The 22,753-nt window shown below is 63.9% G+C and carries 16 protein-coding genes and 2 tRNA genes; 8 read left to right on the top strand and 10 right to left on the bottom strand.

All coding sequences use genetic code 11. From position 1 onward, the window contains the following. The first annotated feature begins 29 nt into the window (after window positions 1-29). From ihpA to L6639_RS12715, 4 genes are read left to right on the top strand one after another with little or no spacing between them, the layout of a single operon-like run. Window positions 30-1,304, top strand: a complete 1,275-nt coding sequence (gene ihpA / locus L6639_RS12730; protein WP_237861858.1) for a divalent metal ion exporter subunit IhpA — start codon at window positions 30-32, stop codon at window positions 1,302-1,304. Beyond that, window positions 1,301-2,278 (top strand): divalent metal ion exporter adaptor subunit IhpB, encoded by a 978-nt coding sequence (gene ihpB, locus L6639_RS12725; protein WP_237861856.1) that lies wholly within the window; start codon window positions 1,301-1,303, stop codon window positions 2,276-2,278. Before ihpA ends, ihpB begins: the two co-directional genes overlap by 4 nt. Then, window positions 2,271-5,492 (top strand): efflux RND transporter permease subunit, encoded by a 3,222-nt coding sequence (locus L6639_RS12720; protein ID WP_237861854.1) that lies wholly within the window; start codon window positions 2,271-2,273, stop codon window positions 5,490-5,492. Before ihpB ends, L6639_RS12720 begins: the two co-directional genes overlap by 8 nt. Continuing rightward, window positions 5,485-6,462, top strand: a complete 978-nt coding sequence (locus L6639_RS12715) for a cation diffusion facilitator family transporter (RefSeq protein ID WP_237861852.1) — start codon at window positions 5,485-5,487, stop codon at window positions 6,460-6,462. The genes L6639_RS12720 and L6639_RS12715 overlap by 8 nt, the downstream gene beginning before the upstream one ends. Before the next feature lie 160 nt (window positions 6,463-6,622). Here L6639_RS12715 and L6639_RS12710 read toward each other — a convergent pair whose 3' ends face one another. Both L6639_RS12710 and L6639_RS12705 read right to left on the bottom strand, forming a co-directional pair. Next, on the bottom strand, window positions 6,623-7,483 hold the full coding sequence (locus L6639_RS12710; RefSeq protein WP_237861850.1) for a class I SAM-dependent methyltransferase: 861 nt from the start codon (window positions 7,481-7,483) through the stop codon (window positions 6,623-6,625). A gap of 15 nt (window positions 7,484-7,498) precedes the next feature. After that, window positions 7,499-8,923 carry a cytochrome P450 gene (locus L6639_RS12705; protein WP_237861848.1) on the bottom strand — a complete coding sequence of 475 codons (1,425 nt, stop codon included), beginning with the start codon at window positions 8,921-8,923 and terminating at the stop codon, window positions 7,499-7,501. A 219-nt stretch (window positions 8,924-9,142) separates the two neighbouring features. Between L6639_RS12705 and L6639_RS12700 the strand changes: the two genes are divergently transcribed. Beyond that, window positions 9,143-9,219, top strand: a tRNA-Val gene (locus L6639_RS12700). 136 nt (window positions 9,220-9,355) lie between these two features. On the opposite strand, the gene L6639_RS12695 is transcribed toward L6639_RS12700, so the two are convergent. The 6 genes from L6639_RS12695 to L6639_RS12670 form a co-directional block, all read right to left on the bottom strand. Continuing rightward, complete coding sequence (locus L6639_RS12695) at window positions 9,356-9,760, bottom strand: GFA family protein (protein ID WP_237862562.1); 405 nt, start codon at window positions 9,758-9,760, stop codon at window positions 9,356-9,358. Between the two features lie 73 nt (window positions 9,761-9,833). Continuing rightward, window positions 9,834-12,257 carry an endopeptidase La gene (lon, locus tag L6639_RS12690; protein WP_237861846.1) on the bottom strand — a complete coding sequence of 808 codons (2,424 nt, stop codon included), beginning with the start codon at window positions 12,255-12,257 and terminating at the stop codon, window positions 9,834-9,836. A gap of 324 nt (window positions 12,258-12,581) precedes the next feature. After that, window positions 12,582-13,853 (bottom strand): ATP-dependent Clp protease ATP-binding subunit ClpX, encoded by a 1,272-nt coding sequence (gene clpX / locus L6639_RS12685; protein WP_018642420.1) that lies wholly within the window; start codon window positions 13,851-13,853, stop codon window positions 12,582-12,584. Between the two features lie 448 nt (window positions 13,854-14,301). Continuing rightward, on the bottom strand, window positions 14,302-14,937 hold the full coding sequence (locus L6639_RS12680) for an ATP-dependent Clp protease proteolytic subunit (protein WP_237861844.1): 636 nt from the start codon (window positions 14,935-14,937) through the stop codon (window positions 14,302-14,304). Window positions 14,938-15,229: 292 nt separating this feature from the next. Next, on the bottom strand, window positions 15,230-16,588 hold the full coding sequence (tig, locus tag L6639_RS12675; RefSeq protein ID WP_237861842.1) for a trigger factor: 1,359 nt from the start codon (window positions 16,586-16,588) through the stop codon (window positions 15,230-15,232). 183 nt (window positions 16,589-16,771) lie between these two features. After that, window positions 16,772-16,856, bottom strand: a tRNA-Leu gene (locus L6639_RS12670). A gap of 154 nt (window positions 16,857-17,010) precedes the next feature. Between L6639_RS12670 and L6639_RS12665 the strand changes: the two genes are divergently transcribed. Further along, window positions 17,011-18,327: a multicopper oxidase domain-containing protein gene (locus tag L6639_RS12665; protein ID WP_237861840.1), complete on the top strand. Its 1,317-nt coding sequence runs from the start codon at window positions 17,011-17,013 to the stop codon at window positions 18,325-18,327. 10 nt (window positions 18,328-18,337) lie between these two features. On the opposite strand, the gene L6639_RS12660 is transcribed toward L6639_RS12665, so the two are convergent. Both L6639_RS12660 and L6639_RS12655 read right to left on the bottom strand, forming a co-directional pair. Next, window positions 18,338-18,772, bottom strand: coding sequence for a GNAT family N-acetyltransferase (locus L6639_RS12660; protein ID WP_237861838.1), 435 nt, complete (start codon window positions 18,770-18,772; stop codon window positions 18,338-18,340). Continuing rightward, window positions 18,772-20,271: an NAD(P)H-hydrate dehydratase gene (locus tag L6639_RS12655; RefSeq protein ID WP_237861836.1), complete on the bottom strand. Its 1,500-nt coding sequence runs from the start codon at window positions 20,269-20,271 to the stop codon at window positions 18,772-18,774. The genes L6639_RS12660 and L6639_RS12655 overlap by 1 nt, the downstream gene beginning before the upstream one ends. A gap of 378 nt (window positions 20,272-20,649) precedes the next feature. Between L6639_RS12655 and L6639_RS12650 the strand changes: the two genes are divergently transcribed. Further along, window positions 20,650-20,988, top strand: coding sequence for a P-II family nitrogen regulator (locus L6639_RS12650; protein WP_007603495.1), 339 nt, complete (start codon window positions 20,650-20,652; stop codon window positions 20,986-20,988). Window positions 20,989-21,139: 151 nt separating this feature from the next. Further along, window positions 21,140-22,549 (top strand): type I glutamate--ammonia ligase, encoded by a 1,410-nt coding sequence (glnA, locus tag L6639_RS12645; protein ID WP_237861834.1) that lies wholly within the window; start codon window positions 21,140-21,142, stop codon window positions 22,547-22,549. Window positions 22,550-22,753 lie beyond the last annotated feature (204 nt).

Genomic DNA, 22,753 nt, shown 5'->3' with positions numbered 1-22,753 from the left:
AATGATGCTCTCGTTCACAGGTCACCTTCATGTCTTGCAGACGGACGGCCGCGCGCCTTGCGTGCGCGATGGCTATGCTTATCAGCCCCTGGCTGGCGCAACGAGCGCAGGCCCAGACCCTGACCATGCGCGCCGCACTGTCGCGCGCGCTGGCCGCGAGCCCGCGCCTGACCGCGGCGGAGCGCGATGTCGGCATCGCCACGGGCCAGCGCATCCAGGCCGGTGCCCTGCTCAATCCGGAACTATCCTACGAGCAGGATAATTCGTTCGGGTCGGGCGTCTATCGCGGCACCAAATCGGCCGAGACCACGCTCCAGATCAGCCAGGCCTTTGAGCTGTTCGGCAAGCGCGAAGCGCGGATCGCGGCCGGAGCGGCCGGCATGGAGGTCGCCGCGATCCAGCGCAAGGCGATCAGGCTGGAGGTGCTGTCGGAGACCGCGATCGCCTTTCTCAGCGTGCTCGGCGCACAGCGGCGCATCCAGATCCTCGACGAGCAGATTGCGGCGATCGACAGGCTGACGCCGCTGCTGCACCGCCGCGTGGAGGCCGGCGCCTCCTCGCCGGCCGAGACCGGCCGCGCCGAGGTCGCCTCCGCGCTGGTGAAAGCCGACCGCGAGCGCTTCAAGGCGACGTTGGCAAGCGCCCGGCGCGAGCTGGCCGTGCTGATGGGCGATCCCATGGCGAAATTCGGCGAGGTCTCCGGCCGGCTCGACACCACGGGACGGCCGCCGACCTTCCAGTCCGTGGTCGCGGCCATCGATGCCAATCCGCAGCTGGTGCGCTGGACCGCCGTCTATGCGCAGCGCAATGCCGAGCTGCTGATGGCGCGGCTCAAACCCTATCCTGACGTGCGGATCGCCGCCGGCTGGCGCCATTTCAACGAAACCAATGACGACGCGGTGCGTCTCACCGTCTCGGTGCCGATCCCTGTGTTCGACCAGAACCAGGGCAACGTCCTCTCGGCCCAGGAAAGTCTCGCCAAGACGAAAGCCGAACGCGAGGCCAACCGCAACACGCTGATCGTGATCGCCGGGCGCGCCTATGACTCACTGCAGGGCTCGCTGCGCGAGCTCTCGGTGCTGCGCGAGACCGCCATCCCCAAGGCGACGGAAGCGGCGGATGCGATCTCGCAAGGCTACGGCCAGGGCCGCTTCACCCTGCTCGAGGTGCTCGACGCCCAGGCGAGCGTGACACAGGCGCGGCTGCGCGAGCAGGAAGCCCTGCAGAACTTCCACGCCGGCGTCGCCACAATTGAAGGCCTCGTCGGCAATCCCTTTGCGCTGGCCCGGGAGAGCGCGCGATGAAGACGTCCTCGACCATTGTTGTGGCCATCGTGGCCGCCGCCCTCGGCGCCTACGGCTATTCCATGCTCACGCCGGTCAAGGTCGCATCGACCGACCACGCGGCAGAGAAGAGGCCCGAGAAGCCGAACGACCATATCGAGCAGGACGAGCACGGCGCCGACCGCATCCGCATCTCCGATGTCAAGCTGGCCGCAGCGGGCGTGACGCTTGCGGAAGCTGCGAGCGCCACGCTGACCGATACGCTCTCCTTCAACGGCATCCTGCGCGCCAATCAAGAAGCGGTCGTCCAGGTCACCCCGCGTTTTCCGGGGGTGGCAAAATCGATCCAGAAGCGCATCGGCGACAAGGTCGGCAAGGACGATCTGCTTGCCACCATCGAGAGCAACCAGAGTCTCACCGTCTACGAGCTGAAGGCGCCGATACCAGGCACCATCATCGACCGGCAGATCTCGCTCGGCGAATACGCCTCTGAGCAGAAGCCGGCCTTCGTCGTCGCCGACCTCTCCACCATCTGGGTCGACCTCTCGATCTATCGGCAGGACCTCAAGCGCGTGCGCCTCAACGATCAGGTGCTGATCGATCCCGACGACGGCCGCGGAGAGATCAAAGGCACGATCTCCTACATCGCACCGATCGGCTCGAGCGAGACACAGACTGCTCTCGCCCGCGTGTTGCTGGCAAATCCCGACGGACGCTTGCGTCCTGGCCTGTTCGTCACCGCGCGGCTGGTCCTCGCCGCCCGCAATGTCGCGGTCGCCGTGCGCCGGAGCGCGATCCAGACGCTGGAGAACAGGACCATCGTGTTCGTTCGCGAGGACAGCGACAAGATCGAGGCGCGCCCGGTCGAGCTTGGCGACTCCGATCCGCAATTCGTCGAGATCAAGGCGGGGCTCACCGCGGGCGAGCATTACGTCGCCGAGAACAGTTTTGTCGTGAAGGCCGAGATGGGCAAAGGAGACGCCGATCATGATTGACGCGCTGCTTTCCTTCTCTATCCGCCAGCGCTGGCTGGTGGTGCTGCTTGCGCTCGCGGCCGGCGCCTTCGGGGTCTGGAATTTCACCCGCTTGCCGATCGACGCCGTCCCTGATGTCACCAACGTGCAGGTGCAGATCAACACGCGCGCACCGGGCCTGTCGCCGCTGGAAGCCGAGCAGCGCATCACCTTCCCGCTCGAGACCGCGATGGGCGGCCTGCCCAGGCTCGACTACACCCGCTCGATCTCGCGCTATGGCCTGAGCCAGGTGACCGTCGTGTTCCAGGATGGCACCGACATCTATTTCGCGCGTCAGCTCGTCAACGAGCGCATTCAGCAGGCCAAGGATCAGCTTCCTGGAGGCACCGAGGTCGCGATGGGACCGATCTCGACCGGGCTCGGCGAGATCTATGTCTATTCGGTCGAAGCCAAGGCGGGCGCGAAGTCGCCGAGCGGTGCTGATTTTACGCCGACGGAGCTCCGCACCATCCAGGACTGGATCATCAAGCCGCAGCTGCGCACCATTCCCGGCGTGATCGAGGTCAACTCGATCGGCGGCTATGAGCGGCAATTCCACGTGCTGCCGATCCCCGGCCGGCTGATGGCCTACAAGCTCGGCTTCCGCGACATCATGACGGCGCTTGCCGCCAACAATGCCAATATCGGCGCCGGCTATATCGAACGCAACGGCGAGCAATATCTGGTCCGTGCGCCGGGCCAGGTCGCCGATATCGCTGATATCAGAGACATCGTGATCGGCTCGCGCGGCGGGGTGCCGGTCCGCATCCGCGACGTCGCCGAGGTGAGTGAGGGCCAGGACCTGCGCACCGGCGCTGCGACAGCAAACGGCAGCGAGACGGTGCTCGGCACTGCCATGCTGCTGATCGGCGAAAACAGCCGCACGGTGGCCCAGCGGGTCGCAGCAAGGCTAGGCGAGATCGCAAAATCGCTGCCCGACGGCGTCATCGCGCACGCGGTCTACGACCGCACCCATCTGGTGGAAGCCACCATTCAAACCGTCGAGAAGAACCTCATTGAGGGCGCCGCGCTGGTGATCGCGGTGCTGTTCCTGATCCTCGGCAACATCCGTGCCGCGCTGATCACGGCCTGCGTCATTCCGCTGTCCATGCTGTTCACGATCACCGGCATGGTCGAAAGCAAGGTGAGCGCCAACCTGATGAGCTTAGGTGCCATCGACTTCGGCATCATCGTCGACGGTGCAGTGATCATCGTCGAGAACTGCCTGCGGCTGCTGGCCGCCGAGCAGCACCGGGGCGGCCGGCTGCTGACGCTGGATGAACGGCTCCAGACCATCCGAGACGGCAGTAGCGAGGTCATCAAGCCGAGCCTGGTCGGCACGCTCATCATCGCCGTGGTTTACCTCCCGGTCCTGACGCTGACGGGGACCGAGGGCAAGATGTTCACCCCGATGGCGCTGACCGTGCTGATGGCGCTCGCCGGCGCGGCCCTGCTTTCCGTCACCTTCGTCCCGGCAGCGATTGCGATCTTCGTCACCGGCAAGGTCTCGGAGACCGAGAACATCTTCATGCGCGCGGCGAAGCGGGTCTATGTGCCGCTGCTCGACCGTGCCATCCGCTACCGGCGCGGCGTTGCGCTCGGTGCTGTCCTGATCGTCGCCGGCAGCCTGTTTGCGGCAACGCGCATGGGCGGCGAGTTCATCCCGAGCCTCGATGAAGGCGACATCACCATCGAGACGATCCGGATTCCCGGCACCAGCCTGACCCAGAGCGTCGACATGCAACTGCGACTGGAGAAGGCGGTCAAACAGGTGCCGGAAGTGGCGACCATCTTCTCCAAGATCGGCACCGCCGAAATCGCCAACGATCCAATGCCGCCGAACGCCGCCGACACCTATGTCACGCTGAGGCCGCGCGAGGAATGGCCCGATCCCGCCAAGCCGAAGAATGAGGTGATCGAGGCGATTGAACGCGCCGCCAACACCCTGCCCGGCACGGCCTATGGCATGACCCAGCCGATCCAGATGCGCTTCAACGAGCTCATCGCCGGCATCAGGAGCGACGTCGGCGTCAAGATTTTTGGCGACGATCTCGACGTGCTGGCCAATGTTGCGCAGCAGGTCAATGGCGTCATGCGCGGCATCGACGGCGCGGCCGACGTCAAGACCGAGCAGATCGCAGGCCTGCCGATCCTCACCGTCAAGCTCGACCGCCAGGCGCTGTCGCGCTACGGCCTCAGCCTCAGCGAAGTGCAAGACCTCGTCGAGATCGCGATCGGTGGCAAGCCGGCCGGAAAGCTGTTCGAGGGCGATCGCCGCTTCGATATCGTGGTGCGGCTGCGGGAGAGCCTGCGCGCCGATCCTGACGCGATCAAGTCGCTGCCGATCCCGTTGCCACCGGGCGAGGATGCGATGCCCGTCACCAAGACCGCCTGGTCCGGCGTCTCGGGCGCAACGCTCCGCTACGTCCCCCTCTCCTCCGTGGCCGCGATCGAGATCGCGCCCGGCCCCAACCAGATCAGCCGCGAGAACGGCAAGCGCCGTGTGGTGGTCATGGCCAATGTTCGCGGCCGCGACCTGCGTTCCTTCGTCACTGAGGCGCAAGCCGCCGTCGCCGAGAAAGTAAAACTCCCGCCGGGCTACTGGATCGGCTGGGGCGGCCAGTTCGAGCAACTGGTCTCCGCCAGCAAGCGGCTGACGATCGTCGTGCCGGTCGCGCTCGCGCTGGTGTTCCTGCTGCTGTTCATGAGCATGGGATCGGCGGCAGATGCGGCGCTGGTGTTCTCCGGCGTACCGCTGGCGCTGACGGGCGGTGTCGCGGCGCTCTTGCTGCGCGGCATTCCGCTGTCGATCAGCGCCGGGGTCGGCCTCATCGCGCTATCAGGGGTCGCCGTGCTCAACGGCCTCGTCATCATCGCCTTCATCGAGCGGCTCCGCAGCGACGGACGCCCCGTCGCCGAGGCCGTGCGCGAGGGTGCGTTGACGCGGCTGCGCCCGGTGCTGATGACGGCGCTGGTCGCCTCCCTCGGTTTCGTGCCGATGGCGCTCGCAACCGGTGCCGGCGCCGAAGTGCAGCGGCCGCTCGCGACCGTCGTAATCGGCGGCATCATCTCCTCGACCATCCTGACATTGCTGGTGCTACCGGCGCTCTACATGCTGTTCCGACGTGACGGCGCAGGCGAAACGCCTACAATGGCGCCTGATTTGGCTGAAGCCGGGAGCGCTAGGTTTGGGTAGCCACGACCATCACGGTCATCACCACCATGACCACGGCCACGCGCATGATCATGGCCACGATCATTCCCATGGTCATGGTCACGCCCATGTCCATGCGCCCGCCAATTTCGGCAAGGCCTTCGCGATCGGCATCACGCTCAACACCGCGCTGGTCGTGGCTGAGGCGATCTATGGCTATATCGGCAATTCCACCGCGCTGCTCGCCGATGCCGGCCATAATCTGTCCGACGTGCTCGGCCTGGTCGTGGCCTGGGGCGCCTCGGTCGCGGCGAAGCGTGCGCCGAGCGGCCGCTTCACCTATGGCTTCCGCGCGTCCACGATTCTGGCGGCGCTCGCCAATGCCGTGTTTCTCCTCGTGGCGACCGGTGCGATCGGCTGGGAGGCGATCCTGCGGCTGCGCGAGCCCGAGCCCGTCGCGGGCGTGACCGTGATGGTGGTCGCCGGCATCGGCATCTTCATCAACGGCTTTACCGCCATGTTGTTTGCGAGCGGCCGCAAGGACGACATCAACATCGAGGGCGCCTATCTGCACATGGCCGCCGACGCCGCGGTCTCGCTCGGCGTCGTGATTTCGGCGGCGCTGATCATCTGGACCGGCTGGCTCTGGCTCGACCCAGTTACCAGCCTCGCCATCTGCGCCAGCATTTTGTGGGGCACGACCAGCCTGCTCCGCGGCTCCATCGACATGTCCATGGCGGCCGCGCCCAAGGGCACCGACCTTGCCGCGATCAAGGCGTTCCTGCTGGCGCGGCCCGGCGTCTCGGCGATCCACGATCTCCACGTCTGGCCGATCTCCACGACCGAGACGGCGCTCACCTGCCATCTCGTGATGCCCGCAGGCACCGTCGACGCGTTCTTGATGGAGACCGCGCAACTCTTGAAGACCACCTTCCGTATCGGCCATACCACGCTCCAGATCGAGACCCATCCGGACAACGGCTGCGCGCTGGCGCCGGATGATGTGGTGTGAGGGAGGCTCCGCTTCATCAATACCGTCATTGCGAGCGCAGCGAAGCAATCCAGAATCCCTCCGCGGAGGCAGTCTGGATTGCTTCGTCGCATCAGCGCAAAATTGCAAAGCAATTTTGTCGCGAGCTCCTCGCAATGACGGTGGAGAGAGCGGCGGTCGTCTACCCCGCCCTCGCCGTCACGATCCAGATCGCGCCCTGCAGCGCCACGTTCTGCCCCTTCACGAACGGCGCGAGCGTCTCGCGGATCGACGCCTTGGCCGCAGCGACCGTCTCCGGCGAATGGCCCTGCAGCGCACGGCTGGCGGGGCCGATCTGCAAGGAGCCGTCGACGGCAGCGTCGAGCCCGCCGCCGATGGCGATGTCCATCGGCAGATTATGCGGCTCCATCGCCACGTCGACGAAGCCCGCGCCCTTCAGAATGCGCATCACGCGCTCCTCGGAAGCAAACGCGAACGGGCCCGGCTCCTCCGGCCCGACCGGCGGCATCTTCGGCACGTGCTTGTAGACCGCCATCAGCGGCGCCATCATCCACGGATTTTCCTTCGGCTCGCGCCAGCAGACGAACGCAAGTCGTCCCGTCGCCTTCAGCGCGCGGCGAAGATTGGTGAAGGACGCAATCGGATCGGCAAAGAACATCACGCCGAAGCGTGAGGCGAGCAGATCGAAGCTCGCCGACTCAAAGGGATACACCGTCGCATCCGCCAGCACGAAATCGACCGGCAGCCCCTTTGGCGCAAACGCTCTCGCCTGCGACAGCATCGGCTCGGACACATCGAGGCCGAGGGCGAAGCCATCGGGCGCAACAGCCTTCGCGAAAGCAAAGGTGGTCGCACCCGAGCCGCAGCCGACGTCGATAACGCGCTCGCCCGGCCTGGGCCTGGCGCGGTCGATCAGGACCTCCGCGATCGGCCCGAGGATGGTCTCCTGTGCCGCATGCCGATCGGCCCAGCGCTGCCCGCTGGGCCCGTTCCAATAGGCGATCTGGTCGGCGTTTTTCTCGTGTCCGGTGGGCGATTCCATCAGTCCCTCTATTCTTCATTCATGTAAGACCGGCCGCTCCCCGCAATCGCGTGGGGTTACGCGCATCGGCAAGCCGCTCTCCGGCCTTAGCGTAATTTTCTGCAAGGGCCAAACTTTGGCATCCGGCGAGAGCATGATGTCGAAGCGCTGCATGAGTGCGGCAAGCGCGATCGTCGCCTCCTGCAACGCGAACGAGGCGCCGATGCAGATGCGCGGGCCGATGCCGAAGGGCAGATATGCAAACCGTCCGATCGTGCCGCGGCGCGCCGGCATGAAGCGCGCTGGATCGAACGCATTGGGTTGCTCCCACAGCAGGAGATGCCGGTGCAACACATAGGGCGCAATGACGATCAGCGAACGAGGCTTCACCGCGACGCCACCCAGCATGTCGGCGTCCTTTGTCATCCGGCTCAATGCGGCGATCGGCGGATAAAGCCGCAGCGCCTCCTCGACCACCGCCCTGGTCACAACCAGCCGGTCGGTGAGGCCTTCCACGGGTCCAGCGAGTTCGCGCGCCGCCTCCTCCCGCACGCGGTAGCGCCAGTCGGGCGACTGCGACAGCAGGAAGATCGACCAGCTCAGCGCGTTCGCGGTCGTCTCGTGACCTGCCGACAGGAAGGTGAGAATGTTGGAGCGCACCTCGGCAAGCGACAGCGATTGACCGGTCGAGGGATCGAGTGCACGCAGCAGCGGCGTGAGGAGATCGGATGGCCCCTCCCCGGCCGGCAAGCCGGCAAGCACGCGCCGACGCGTATCGATGATGCGGTCGATGATGCCTTCGAAATAGTCCAGGGTCCGCCGCAGCCGGGCCCGTCCGGGGCGCGGCACTGATTGCGGCACACCGAGCAGGTCAAGCGCGCCAATCCGTCCGATCACCGCAAAATAGGCATTCATCGCACTGCGGAATTCGTCGTAATCGCCCGCGATGCCATCCGAGAAGATCGTGAGTGCGAGCACGTCAAGCGTGAGCAGCGCCATCTCGGCCGCGACGTCGAAGGCCGCCCCGGGGCCCCGGCTGCGCCAACGCGCCGTCAACCGGTCGACGGCTGTGAGGATCGCTTCCGTGAACGCCGCCACCGCGCGTCGGGCAAACAGCGGCGCGAGCATGCGCCGCTGCGTTTCCCAGCGCGCGTCCTCTACGCTCAACAGCCCATCCGCAAGACCGCTCGCCAGAATGCGGCGCTGAATTGGGTCCTTGCGGTAGTTATCGGCATTGTCGACCAGCACGTGCCTGATGGCAGCGGGATCGTGCACCAGAAAGGCGTCGGTAAAGGGCAGTCCTACCCTGGCGATGGGCTCGCGAAAGAACTCCGCACTCCAGCATTCCAGAGGATTGCGCTTCAGCGTCGCGAGCAGCCTGAACAGCCGCAACCGCGCCTCCGGCGGCTGCGGCGCCGGCGGACAATAGTTCTGCGCAATATCACCATCGATACGCAGCATCGAACGGCGCAATAAGGGTTGGGAACAATATCGAATAAGGCCGGAGTGTCGCCGGAGTTCCCGGCAACGTCCAGCCTCATCGCGGAAATCAGCGCGTAGTCGCGGAGGAAGGACGGTTTCGGAGGAAACCGCTCGGCCGAATAAGGCCGCGCTGGCCGGTCTGTTCACCACAGCCCCCCCTTGCTCCAACACCCGCCGGAGGGCTAAAGAGGCGCCGAGGGGCGGTTAGCTCAGCTGGTTAGAGCATCTCGTTTACACCGAGAGGGTCCGCGGTTCGAATCCGTGACCGCCCACCAGCCTTCGCCCGCTTCGCGGGCTACGGCTAGGCAAGCCAGCCAGGAACTTCATTGACGCGAAGCGAGTGAAGGTGCCGCGCCGAAGCCGTTAGGCGAAGGCGGGCTTTGGGCAACGAGCTTCGGCTGGGCAAACCCCTTAGTCCGCTGGCCGGCCCGGCAGCAACGGCACCGCGTCGATCCACACAGCCGCCGACTGGCACCAGATCTGCCTGACGGGGCGCAATTTATCGCGCTGGCGGATCGAGCCCCAGCGGATGCCCCAGTCGTCGGCCTGGTCACCTTCACCGTTGGTGAACAGCGGGGAACCGCACTCGCCGCAGAAGTGCTGGAAGCGCATTCGGCCGTTATCGCCACGCTTGCCATAGATCTTGGGCGAGCCGCCGGTGAGCTTGACGTCATCAGCGGTGCAGATGGCGGTCACCCGGAACGGCGATCCCGTGAGGGCCTGGCAGTCACGGCAATGACAGACCGAGACCGCCTCAGGATCGATCTCGGCCTCAAAAGTGATCTTGCCGCAATGGCATTGCCCATCGACCTGCATCACGATCGTCCCTTCTCCCAAAGCAAAAACGGCGCCCGGAGGCGCCGTTTTATCATCTTTTCGATCTGCGATCTCAGTGGGCGGTCAGGCCGCCGGCGGCCTCATCCCCGTCCGGCTTCACCGTCACCTTGGTGTCCTCTTCCCAGACGATCGGCACGGGCTTCTTCACCAGCGCCTTGGCGATGACGTCATCGAGACGGGAAACCGGGATGATCTCCATGCCACCCTTGATCGCATCGGAAATCTCCGTCAGATCCTTGGCGTTGTCCTCGGGGATGAGCACCGTCTTGATGCCGCCGCGGGCCGCAGCCAGCAGCTTCTCCTTCAGGCCGCCGATTGGCAGCACGCGACCGCGCAGCGTGATCTCGCCGGTCATCGCGACATCGTGGCGGACCGGAATGCCGGTCATGACCGAGATGATCGCGGTGGCCATGGCCACGCCCGCCGACGGACCATCCTTCGGCGTCGCGCCCTCGGGCACGTGCACGTGGATGTCGCGCCGGTCGAACAGCGGCGGCTCGATGCCGTAGGTGATCGCGCGGGAGCGGACGTAGGACGCCGCCGCCGAGATCGATTCCTTCATGACGTCACGCAGATTGCCGGTGACCGTCATCTTGCCCTTGCCGGGCATCATGACGCCTTCGATGGTCAGCAGCTCGCCGCCGACATCGGTCCAGGCAAGGCCGGTGACGATGCCGACCTGCGGCTCGCTCTCGATCTCGCCGAAGCGGTACTTCGGCACGCCGAGCAGCTCTTCCAGAGTCTTCTCGGTGACCTTGACCGACTTCTTCTTGGAGATCATCAGCTCCTTCACCGCCTTGCGGGCGAGTGTGGAGAGCTCACGCTCCAGGTTACGCACGCCCGCTTCGCGGGTGTAGCGGCGGATCAACAGCAGCAGCGCGTCGTCGTCGATCGAGAATTCCTTGGAGTCCAGGCCATGCTTGGACACCGCGTTCGGGATCAGGTGCTTGCGCGCGATCTCGACCTTCTCGTTCTCGGTGTAACCCGCGATCCGGATGATCTCCATGCGGTCCATCAGCGGGCCGGGAATATTGAGCGTATTCGCGGTCGTGATGAACATGACGTTGGACAGATCGTAGTCGACCTCCAGATAGTGGTCGGCGAACGTCCCGTTCTGCTCGGGATCAAGGACCTCGAGCAAGGCCGAGGACGGATCGCCGCGGAAATCGGCGCCCATCTTGTCGATCTCGTCCAGCAGGAACAGCGGATTGGACGACTTCGCCTTCCGCATCGATTGGATGATCTTGCCGGGCATCGAGCCGATATAGGTGCGGCGGTGACCGCGGATCTCGGCTTCGTCGCGCACGCCGCCGAGTGACACGCGCACGAACTCGCGGCCGGTCGCCTTCGCGATCGACTTGCCGAGCGAGGTCTTGCCGACGCCGGGAGGTCCGACGAGGCAAAGGATCGGGCCCGTCAGCTTGTTGGCGCGCGACTGCACCGCGAGATACTCGACGATACGTTCCTTGACCTTCTCAAGACCATAGTGATCGGAGTCCAGGATGGCCTGCGCCTGCTCCAGGTCCTTCTTCACCTTGGACTTCTTGTTCCACGGGATCGACAGCAGCCAATCCAGATAGTTGCGCACGACGGTCGCTTCCGCGGACATCGGCGACATCTGGCGCAGCTTCTTCAATTCATGCTGCGCCTTGTCGCGCGCTTCCTTGGAGAGCTTGGTCTTGGCGATCTTCTCTTCGAGATCGGCGAGCTCGTCGCGACCGTCGTCGTCGCCGAGCTCCTTCTGGATCGCCTTCATCTGCTCGTTGAGATAATACTCGCGCTGGGTCTTCTCCATCTGGCGCTTGACGCGCGAGCGGATGCGCTTCTCGACCTGCAGCACCGAGATCTCGCTCTCCATCAGGCCCAGCACCTTCTCCAGGCGCGTGGTGACGGACAGCGTCTCGAGGATGCCCTGCCGATCCGCGATCTTGACCGCGAGATGCGAAGCAACGGTGTCGGCGAGCTTGGCGAAATCGGTGATCGCCTGCACGACGCCGACGACCTCGGCCGAGATCTTCTTGTTGAGCTTCACATAGCTCTCGAAGTCGGACACGACGGAGCGCGCCAACGCTTCCGCCTCGACCGACTTCGCATCGGTGTCGGCGAGCGCAACGGCGGTGGCTTCATAATAGTCGGCGCGATCGGTGTATTTTGACACGCGTGCGCGCTCGAGCCCTTCGACCAGCACCTTCACGGTGCCATCGGGGAGCTTCAGGAGCTGCAGCACGCTGGCAAGCGTACCGGTCTCGTAAATGGCATCGGGCGCCGGATCATCGTCGGACGCGTTCTTCTGCGTCGCGAGCATGATCAGCGCATCGTTCTTCATCACCTCTTCGAGCGCGCGGATCGACTTCTCGCGACCGACGAAGAGCGGAACGATCATGTGCGGGAAGACGACGATATCGCGCAGCGGCAACACGGGATAAGCGTGCGTCTCGCCATGGACGATGGTTGGCCGGGGTTTTGGATTAGTCATGGCCTTTTCCTTTTGCTTTGCCCCCTCGCACGCAGCCCGCATCCGGTGCGCAACCGCCACAAGGTGCCGAGGTGATCCACAAAACCGGTCTACCCTTCGTAGGTTGGACCGGGCTTGCCGGATCGAAACAGAGGCGAATCTTGAACAGAATTCTCGCTCGCCGCCGACATTAGGTGGCTATCGACCGGGGGGGTGTCAAGTCATTGAAAAACACGCGCCATCAGGCGCTTACGCACGTGGGTAAGCGACGCAATTCCGGCTGCGGAATACATGTCCGCAGCCGCTACTGTGAAAGACGACGGGAAGCGATCCAGCGCCGGGAAATCAGGCGCTGGCGTTCTCGACCGCGCGATCGGTCCGATCGGCGTAGATGTAGAGCGGACGCGCCGTGCCTTCCACAACTTCGCGGGAAATCACGACTTCTTCCACACCTTCCAGGCCCGGCAGGTCGAACATGGTCTCGAGCAGGATCGCTTCGAGGATCGAACGCAGACCACGCGCGCCGGTCTTGCGCTCGATCGCCTTGCGGGCAACCGCGCCAAGCGCCTCGTCGGCGAAGGTCAGCTCGATGTTCTCCATCTCGAACAGCCGCTGGTACTGCTTCACCAGCGCGTTCTTCGGCTCGGTGAGGATCTTCTTCAGCGAGGTCTCGTCCAGATCCTCGAGCGTCGCCACGACGGGCAGACGACCGACGAATTCGGGGATGAGACCGTACTTCAAGAGATCCTCAGGCTCGACGTGACGGAAGATCTCGCCGGTACGGCGGTCTTCCGGCGCCATCACCTGGGCGGCGAAACCAATCGAGGTGGACCGGCCGCGCGCCGAGATGATCTTCTCGAGGCCGGCGAATGCACCGCCGCAGATGAACAGGATGTTGGTGGTATCCACCTGCAGGAATTCCTGCTGGGGATGCTTGCGGCCGCCCTGCGGCGGGACCGAAGCCACCGTGCCTTCCATGATCTTCAGCAGCGCCTGCTGCACGCCCTCACCCGACACGTCGCGCGTGATCGAGGGATTGTCGGACTTGCGGCTGATCTTGTCGATTTCGTCGATGTAGACGATGCCGCGCTGGGCGCGCTCGACATTGTAGTCGGCGGCCTGGAGCAGCTTCAGGATGATGTTCTCGACGTCCTCACCGACATAGCCGGCTTCGGTCAGCGTGGTCGCATCCGCCATCGTGAACGGCACGTCCAGGATGCGGGCAAGCGTCTGCGCGAGCAGCGTCTTGCCCGAGCCGGTCGGACCGATCAACAGGATGTTCGACTTCGCGAGCTCGACGTCGTTGTGCTTGGTCTGATGGTTGAGGCGCTTGTAGTGGTTGTGCACCGCGACCGACAGGACCTTCTTCGCATGGCTCTGACCGATGACGTAATCGTCCAGGACCTTGCAGATTTCCTTCGGCGTCGGAATGCCGTCGCGCGACTTGACCAGCGAGGACTTGTTCTCCTCGCGGATGATGTCCATGCAGAGCTCGACGCACTCGTCGCAGATGAAGACCGTGGGACCCGCGATCAGTTTGCGGACTTCGTGCTGGCTCTTGCCGCAGAACGAGCAATATAGCGTGTTCTTGGAGTCGCTCGTGCCGACCTTACTCATTCATGTCTCCGTCCGCGGTTCGATCCGTCCGCTCGATCGTCCCATCCCGAAACGTTGGCGGGCAAGGGACTCAAATAGAGCAAATTCCGTACCAAAAAAGACCCTACGCGTTACATCCCGTGCGAATCACGGTCACTCGATTCTCCGCGATCATAGCCGATCAATCGTAGCCAACCATGCTGTCACCCGACTATCAAGAATTCGCTAATCGGGGGTCGTCGGCTACCCGTTACAATACCGTGATTTCAGGTCTTGGCACGGGTGAAGTGACCGAAATCACCCCGACGTTGCTGGATTACCACGAAAAACGAGCACGAAAGCGGAACTTTCTGCTTGCCGCAGGGCGCAAAAATGGGCTTTTTGCGCCCTCGCGAACGCGTTCCCGACGTGAACGTCGTTCTGGCAATCTCCGCTCATTTCGGGGATCGCCGTCGCAGTCCCGGTAGTGCTACGGGGTCTTCGCAGGCGCGGCCTCTTCGGCGCGCTTGTCGATGACCCTGTCGACCAGACCGAACTCCTTGGCGTCGTTCGCGGTCAGGAACTTGTCGCGTTCCAGCGCGTCTTCGATCGACTTGTAGGTCTGGCCGGTGTGCTTCACGTAGATCTCGTTGAGCCGCTTCTTCAGGTTCAGGATTTCCTGCGCGTGCAACATGATGTCGGTGGCCTGGCCCTGGAAGCCGCCGGAGGGCTGATGCACCATGATGCGCGCGTTCGGCAGCGAGAAGCGCATGTCCTTCGCGCCGGCGGCGAGCAGCAGCGAGCCCATCGAAGCAGCCTGGCCGGTGCACAGCGTCGAGACCGGCGGGCGGATGAACTGCATGGTGTCGTAGATCGCAAGACCCGACGTCACCACGCCACCCGGCGAGTTGATGTACATCGAGATTTCCTTCTTCGGATTCTCCGCTTCGAGGAACAACAACTGCGCGACGACCAGCGTCGACATGCCGTCCTCGACCGGACCGGTCAGGAAAATGATGCGCTCTTTCAACAGGCGCGAGAAAATGTCGTAGGCGCGCTCGCCACGGTTGGTTTGCTCGACCACCATGGGCACGAGGTTCATGTAAGTTTCAACCGGATCGCGCATGAGTCACCTAGGGTTTTAGAGGCGGACATCGCCAGTCTTGGCTGCCAGTCGGACTGGATGTGCCGGAAGGCCGATGGACGTCCCGTGATGCAGGAAGTTGGTAGAGGTAGAACGCGTAGGTACCGACAGATATAGCCCAATTCGCGCCAGACAAGTGCGGAGCGAATTAAGGCTTAATCCATCGGGCCCTTTGCGGCACTTGAAGCTGATTCTCGCAAAAAGGCCCAGCCGGCCATCTGGCTAGCTGGGCCCGTTCGCTGATCATCCTTAATAGAAGACTGCGTCAAAGCCTTCAGGCTGCAGTCTTTTCCTCGTCGTCCTTGTACAGGTCCTCGCGCGAGACCTTCTTCTCGGTCACGTTGGCAAGCTCGAGGATGAAGTCGACGACCTTGTCCTCATAGATCGGTGCACGAAGCTGGGCCAATGCCTGGGCATTGTTGCGATAGAAGTCCCAGACTTCCTTCTCGCGGCCCGGCATCTGGCGCGCACGCTCGATCACGGCGCGGCCGACCTCGTCGTCGGTCACGGTGATCTTGTTCTTCTCGCCGATCTCCGAGAGCACGAGACCGAGGCGCACACGGCGGTCGGCGATCTTGCGGTACTCCTCCTTGGCCTTGTCCTCGGTGGTATCCTCGTCGGCAAAGGTCTTACCGGCGGAGTCCATCTCGGCCTTGACCGAGTTCCACATCAGATTGAACTCCTCGTCGACGAGCGAGGGCGGCGCCTCGAAGCGATGCGCCTCGTCGAGGCGGTCGAGCAGCGCACGCTTGACGCGCTGGCGCGTCGCACCGGCGAACTCGGCAGCCAGACGCTCGCGCGCAGCTTCCTTGAGCTTGTCGAGCGATTCCAGGCCGAGCGTCTTGGCGAACTCGTCGTCGATCGTGATGTCCTGCGGCGCTTCGATCAGCGTCGCAGTGGTCTCGAACTCGGCCGGCTGGCCCGCGAGCTTCTCGCTCATGTAGTTCTTGGGGAACGACACTTTCAGCGTGCGCGTCTCGTTCGCGCCGATGCCGATCAGCTGCTCCTCGAAGCCCGGAATGAAGGTGTTGGAACCGATCGCGACCTGAATGCCCTCACCGGTACCGCCCTCGAAGGCTTCGCCGTTGATGGTGCCCTTGAAGTTGATGGTGACGCGGTCGCCGGAAGCGGCCTTCTCGCCCTCGGCCTTGGCGGCATAGCCGCGGTTGGTGTCGGCGATGCGCTTGATCGCCTCGTCGACGTCCGAATCGGACACGTCGGCGACGGGCTTCTCGACCTGGAAGGACTTGAAGTCGGCAAGCGCAATGGCGGGCACAACTTCGATCGCAACCGTATAGGTCAGATCGGTCTTGCCGCTCAGCAGCTCTTCGACCTCGGCCTGCTCGGTCGGCATCGTGATCTTAGGCTCGGTCGCGAGCTTGAAACCGCGTTCGGAAAACAGCTGGGTGTTGGTGTCGCGGATGGTCTGGTCGATGGTCTCGGCCATCACCGAGCGGCCATAGACCTTCTTGAGGTGAGTGACCGGCACCTTGCCGGGACGGAAGCCGTTGAGGCGCACCTTGTCCTTGAGGTCAACGAGCTTGGCGCCGGCCTTGGCGTCGAGATCAGACGCGGGAACGCTGATCTTGAACTCGTGCTTCAAACCTTCCGAGAGGGTTTCTGTGACCTGCATGGCGTCCAATCTTCTTCTCGTTCGGTCCCGGCAACGCTACCCGCGTCGGGACGCTGTCATTAATCGATCCAGCGCGAGGCAAACGCCTCAACGCCGGTGGTTCATCGAGCCCGGCCCCAGACGGAATAACTTCCGCACGGGAGCCAAGGCCCCTCAGTAATCCGTGCAAACGCGATAAGCGCTTGGTGCGGGCGGAGGGACTCGAACCCCCACAACTTTCGTCACTGGAACCTAAATCCAGCGCGTCTACCAGTTCCGCCACGCCCGCGTGAAGTTGCATCAAGACCGGCCGCGATGCCGCGGGCGGCCGGGCTTATAGCATGTGCCCGACTGTTCGCAGCAAAAAAATGGCCTGATGGAGGCAGCCTTCAAGTAGGCACGATGGCTGGACTTATCCAGCGCCGCGTGGTCCGGATCGCAGCATGAGACAGCGGATTTTTGCCCCTGATCGGCGTCAGGTTCTGGCCGGGCTGGGAGCCTCCCTCGGAGCCCCGGCGGCCGGGTTCGTGGCCGGCGCCGCAGCCCCGCTCCCGACGGCCCAAGTCCTCCTTCAGGCCAAGCCCGCATCCCTGGACCTGAGGCCTGGCCAACGCGCTACGCCGATCTGGGAACTTGCCGCCGCAAGTCACACCAAGGGCGTCCATCTCAGGCGCGGCGACCTCTGCGAAGTGGTGTTTCGAAACGACCTGCCTGTGCCACTTGCGCCAGCCTGGTACGGTTTGAACGGCGCAGCCGTGGCCGACCCCCAACGGGGACGCGCGCCCACAGCCCCAGGAGCCACGGAAACATCAACGATTTCAATATCAAGCGCGGGAACCCTGCTGACTGACTTCCGGCTATTCGAAGACCAACTGAAGCAGCCCGCGCGGCCGCTTCCGATCATTGCCGAGGAGACAGGGCCCGTCTCCGTCGATCGCGACGAGGTCCTGCTGATCGAGGAATGGCGCCTGCGGCCGGATGGCACTGCGGTCCCGCCGGGCCAGGATCCCAAAGACAGCACGCCGCTCTATACGATCAACGGGCAGACTTCATTCGAACTCTCAGCCTTGGGCAACCAGCGGCTGCGGCTGCGCTTTATCAATGGCTCGCAACGTTCTGTTCTGGCGATCAAATTGGAGGGCCACGAAGTCCAAGTCATGGCCTTGGACGGCCAGCCCGCCGAACCGTTCCCGGCGCGCAACGGCGCTCTGGTGCTGGCCCCAGGTGCGCGCGCCGACGCTTTTGTGGATACAGCCAGATCGGCCCAGTTCCTGCTGCACGATGGCAAGGAGGCGCGCCGGATTGGGGCCCTCATGGTCACCGGCTGGTTCGAGCGGCGTGCGCCTCTCCTGCCACCGCGACCGCTGCCGTCGAACGATCTGCCCGAAAAGCTCGACCTCAAAGGGGCCCTGCGGCTGGATGTCGCGCTTGGTGTGCCCGACACCGGATGGGCGCGGACGGCAGACTTCTCTACGGCCTCTGACCCCGCCTTCCGCACCAAGGCCAGCCGCACCGTCGTGCTGGCCTTGAAGAACCCTGCCCCCGTCGCCACCGTCTTCTCTTTGCATGGCCATCATTTCCGCCTGCTCGACAAGCTCGACGACGGCTGGAAGCCCTACTGGCTCGACACGCTCGCCATCGAGCCCGGCCAGACCGAACGCATCGCCTTTGCCGCGACATCGCCAGGGCGATGGCTAATCGAATCCGTCGTGACCGACTGGGCCGCACCGCGGCTGGTGCGCTGGTACGGAGTGGAGTGAGCTATCGGCCCTAGCGCGACCAGACATACCGAGCGTCGGGCTCCCTCTCCTCGTTCCGCGCCCCGTCGGTCTGCTCGGCCAGAGTGAACCCACGCGCCTCGTAGAAGCGCCGCGCCGGTGCGTTGCGCTGGAAGGTCCAGAGCTCGAGCCGCTTGTTCGCGGCCTTGGCGCTGTTGAGAAGTTCGGTGCCGATGCCGCGGCCATGCGCGGCGGGATGGACATAGAGCTGTTCGATCCAACCGTCGCGAAAGGCGATAATGCCGCAGAGCTGATCGCCGTCGAAACGTCCCCACACGCGGCAGGCCGGGAAAACCAGCTCGCGATAAAACCAGCGGTCTTCATCCGGCGTGTGCAGCCCGACGAGCCACGGCATTGCATGATCAAACGCGATCCGATGGACTTGCGCCGCCGCAGCCATATCGGTGAGCGCGAGCTGTCTCAGCATCAATACTCGATCCCGAGTGCGCTATAGATGCGCCGATGCACCGCAGGCAGTGTCTCGGTGAGATCTTCGGCGATCAGCCCCGGCCCTGCTTCGCTAGCAGCCTCGCCGTGCATCCAGACGCCGATGCTGGCGGCCTCGAACGCCGGTACGCCCTGCGCGAGGAGCCCTGCAATGATGCCCGAGAGCACGTCGCCGGCGCCGGCGGTGGCGAGCCAGGGCGGCGCATTGGCGGCGATGGTGGCGCGGCCGTCGGGCGCGGCGATCGTGGTGTCAGGGCCCTTCAATAGCACGACAGCGCCGCAGCGTTCGGCCGCGGCACGCACGCGCTCGAGCTTCGAGCGACCCGGAGTCTTGTTGCTGAGATCGGAGAACAGCCGCGGAAACTCGCCCTCGTGCGGCGTCAGCACCACGCCTGTGTCCTGCGACGACTTGATCGATTCAAACAGCCGCTCGGGTTTTGCGGCAAAGCTCGTCAGTGCATCGGCGTCGAGCACCAGATGGCGTTGCGCGGTGAGCGCGGTGTGGACCATGTCGCGGGTGCGCTCACCAACGCCCGCGCCGGGCCCGATCATGCAGGTGTTGTACCTGATGTCCCCAAGCAGCTCGCCGAACTCGATCGCGGTGTCCACGGGGCGAACCATCACTGATGTCAGCGCGCTTGCGTTGATCGCAAGCGCATCGCGCGGGGTCGCCAGCGTCACGAGACCCGCGCCGGCGCGCAAGCTCCCGCGGGCAGCAAGCCGTGCAGCGCCGGTCGCCGCAGCGTCGCCCGATACCGCCAGCACATGGCCGCGGGCATATTTGTGGCCGTCGATACGCGGCACCGGGAAAGCGGCGCCCCAGAAGTCCGGATCGTTCTCAAAAATCGTCGGCGCGATCTCGTCGAGCACCTGTGCGTCGATGCCGATATCGGCGACGCGCACGCGGCCGCAATGCATGCGGCCGGGCAACAGGAGATGTGCGGGCTTCTTGCGAAAGAAGGTGACGGTCTCGGTGGCATTCACCGCCATGCCCATCACCGCCGCGCTGGTGCCGTTGATACCGCTCGGCAGGTCGACCGCAAGCACCGGGGCACCGTTGGCGTTGATCGCCTCGATCATCGCGCGCGCCTCGCCATCGACGGAGCGGCTGAGGCCCGCGCCGAACAGTGCATCGATGATCAGCGCGGGCTTTCCGATCGCCTGCGGATTGAACGGGAGCACCGGATGCTTCCAGCCGCGCGCAGCCGAGGCTGCATCGCCCTGGAGCTGGTCGCGCTCGCACATCAGGATGACCGAGACCTCGCGGCCCTGTGCAGCGAGCTCGGCAGCTGCGACAAAACCGTCGCCGCCATTGTTGCCGGGACCGGCGACGATCAGGATCGGCCCCTCCTCCACCAGCGCATTGGCGGCCTCCGCAACCACCTGGCCGGCGCTCAGCATCAGCTTGAAGCCCGGCGTGCCTGCCGCAATGCTGAGCTGGTCAGCCCGCTGCATCTCAGCGTTGGTCAGTACTTCCATGCCACTTCCCTGGTCCAAACGCCCTTTCAACAGGCACGTTCCGTGCCGATACACCCGGCGGAACATTCGATTGCACAGATATTGAACCGTTTGCCTATTTCGTAGTCTGCGGTATTTTGAGCCAATCGGCTCCACCTATCAGAGATGCTCGTTAAAAGGCTGATAACGCTCCAATATCCAGGGCATTTGCAACTTGGCATAGACCCTGCTTTCGAGGAAGCCGCTTCGGTTCGTCGTGCTCACTGGCATATTCTGGGTGTGGCCGGCCGTTGTTGCCAGGCTGGTCAGGTCCCGGCATGACGAGGACAAAATCGTGCGTGACACAAGCGCATCCTGACGAAGACGTTGCTATTTGATCGAAATGCCGGGAGGCGCGCAGTGAAGAAAATCGAAGCCATCATCAAGCCGTTCAAGCTCGACGAGGTGAAGGAAGCGCTCCAGGAAGTTGGTCTCCAGGGCATCACAGTGACCGAGGCGAAGGGTTTTGGTCGCCAGAAGGGCCACGCCGAGCTCTACCGCGGCGCAGAATACATCGTCGACTTCCTGCCCAAGGTGAAGATCGAGATCGTGATCGGCGACGACCTGGTCGAGCGTGCGATTGATGCGATCCGCCGCGCCGCACAGACCGGTCGCATCGGCGACGGCAAGATTTTCGTCTCCAATATCGAAGAGGCGATCCGCATCCGAACCGGCGAATCCGGGCTGGACGCTATCTGAGCCGGGTGCTATCCCGAATTTTGCGACACTCTGAAAGAAAAAAGGCTGCTTCGGCGGCCTGATTTCGTTTGTGCGGTTGCGCCAAACTCGCCGAAAGCGAGAACGAATCTGCTCATCTGGAAACCGACCCGCAGAGCCAAAAGGGGTATGCATGAAGACCGCCAAAGACGTCCTGAAATCGATCAAGGACAACGACGTCAAATACGTCGACCTGCGCTTCACCGATCCGCGCGGCAAGTGGCAGCACGTGACGTTCGACGTCAGCATGATCGACGAGGACATTTTCGCCGAAGGAACCATGTTCGACGGCTCCTCGATCGCCGGCTGGAAGGCGATCAACGAGTCAGACATGTGCCTGATGCCAGATCCGGTGACCGCGACGATCGATCCGTTCTTCGCCGAAACCACCATGGTCATCACTTGCGACGTGCTCGAGCCGACCACCGGCGAGCCCTACAACCGCGACCCCCGCGGCATCGCCAAGAAGGCGGAGGCCATGGTCAAGTCGATGGGCGTGGGCGACAGCGTGTTCGTCGGCCCCGAAGCCGAGTTCTTCGTGTTCGACGACGTGCGCTATTCGTCCGATCCCTACAAGACTGGCTTCCGTCTCGATTCCTCGGAGCTGCCGATCAACTCCGACACCGAATATGAAGGCGGCAATCTCGGCCACCGCGTCCGCACCAAGAGCGGCTACTTCCCCGTGCCCCCGCAGGACTCGGTGCAGGACATGCGCTCGGAGATGCTCGGCGCCATGGCCAAGATGGGCGTCAAGGTCGAGAAGCATCACCACGAGGTCGCTTCGGCCCAGCACGAGCTCGGCATGAAGTTCGACACGCTGACGCTGATGGCCGACCATTTGCAGATCTACAAATACTGCATCCACCAGGTCGCGCACATCTACGGCAAGACTGCCACCTTCATGCCAAAGCCGGTCTATGGCGACAACGGCTCGGGCATGCACGTGCACCAGTCGATCTGGAAGGACGGCAAGCCGGTGTTCGCCGGCAACAAGTACGCCGACCTGTCGGAGACCTGCCTCCACTATATCGGCGGCATCATCAAGCACGCCAAGGCGATCAACGCCTTCACCAACCCGTCGACCAACTCGTACAAGCGTCTGGTCCCGGGCTATGAGGCCCCCGTGCTGCTCGCCTACTCCGCGCGCAACCGCTCGGCCTCCTGCCGCATCCCCTACACCGCTTCGCCGAAGGCCAAGCGTGTCGAGGTGCGCTTCCCCGATCCGCTCGCCAATCCCTATCTCGGCTTCGCCGCGATGCTGATGGCTGGCCTCGACGGCATCAAGAACAAGATCGATCCGGGTCCGGCGATGGACAAGGACCTCTACGATCTGCCGAAGGAAGAGCTGAAGCAGATCCCGACCGTCTGCGGTTCGCTGCGCGAGGCGCTGGAGAACCTCGACAAGGACCGCGGCTTCCTCAAGAACGGCGGCGTGTTCGACGACGACTTCATCGACGCTTACATCGAGCTGAAGATGACCGAAGTCGCCCGCTTCGAGATGACCCCGCATCCGGTCGAGTTCGAGATGTACTATTCGGGCTAAGCGGCTCGATATCACGACACGCGAAAGGCGCCCCATCGGGCGCCTTTTGTTTTGAGCGATCGACTCAACTTTCGTTCTGCATCTGACTCCACTTCGTTCTCAAAGAACGAATCGGAATCGCGAAAATCGGCACGAACCAATCCTTGCTGATTGGTTTATTCGACCCGAGAGATTCGCTACGCACCATCGTGCCGTCGATCCACA

Origin of the sequence: Bradyrhizobium zhengyangense, from assembly GCF_022012555.1 — a bacterium.
Classification (GTDB): Bacteria; Pseudomonadota; Alphaproteobacteria; order Rhizobiales; family Xanthobacteraceae; genus Bradyrhizobium; species Bradyrhizobium zhengyangense.
The sequence above is the reverse complement of the archived record's forward strand: the minus strand, read 5'-3'. Positions and strand labels throughout refer to the sequence as shown.

Excerpts from the sequence above, each read along its gene's own strand:
- ihpA (WP_237861858.1), top strand. The coding sequence starts at position 30 with ATGTCTTGCAGACGGACGGCCGCGCGCCTTGCGTGCGCGATGGCTATG.
- ihpB (WP_237861856.1), top strand. The coding sequence starts at position 1,301 with ATGAAGACGTCCTCGACCATTGTTGTGGCCATCGTGGCCGCCGCCCTC.
- L6639_RS12720 (WP_237861854.1), top strand. The coding sequence starts at position 2,271 with ATGATTGACGCGCTGCTTTCCTTCTCTATCCGCCAGCGCTGGCTGGTG.
- L6639_RS12710 (WP_237861850.1), bottom strand. The coding sequence starts at position 7,483 with ATGGAATCGCCCACCGGACACGAGAAAAACGCCGACCAGATCGCCTAT.
- L6639_RS12705 (WP_237861848.1), bottom strand. The coding sequence starts at position 8,923 with ATGCTGCGTATCGATGGTGATATTGCGCAGAACTATTGTCCGCCGGCG.
- L6639_RS12695 (WP_237862562.1), bottom strand. The coding sequence starts at position 9,760 with ATGCAGGTCGATGGGCAATGCCATTGCGGCAAGATCACTTTTGAGGCC.
- lon (WP_237861846.1), bottom strand. The coding sequence starts at position 12,257 with ATGACTAATCCAAAACCCCGGCCAACCATCGTCCATGGCGAGACGCAC.
- clpX (WP_018642420.1), bottom strand. The coding sequence starts at position 13,853 with ATGAGTAAGGTCGGCACGAGCGACTCCAAGAACACGCTATATTGCTCG.
- L6639_RS12680 (WP_237861844.1), bottom strand. The coding sequence starts at position 14,937 with ATGCGCGATCCGGTTGAAACTTACATGAACCTCGTGCCCATGGTGGTC.
- tig (WP_237861842.1), bottom strand. The coding sequence starts at position 16,588 with ATGCAGGTCACAGAAACCCTCTCGGAAGGTTTGAAGCACGAGTTCAAG.
- L6639_RS12665 (WP_237861840.1), top strand. The coding sequence starts at position 17,011 with ATGAGACAGCGGATTTTTGCCCCTGATCGGCGTCAGGTTCTGGCCGGG.
- L6639_RS12660 (WP_237861838.1), bottom strand. The coding sequence starts at position 18,772 with ATGCTGAGACAGCTCGCGCTCACCGATATGGCTGCGGCGGCGCAAGTC.
- L6639_RS12655 (WP_237861836.1), bottom strand. The coding sequence starts at position 20,271 with ATGGAAGTACTGACCAACGCTGAGATGCAGCGGGCTGACCAGCTCAGC.
- glnA (WP_237861834.1), top strand. The coding sequence starts at position 21,140 with ATGAAGACCGCCAAAGACGTCCTGAAATCGATCAAGGACAACGACGTC.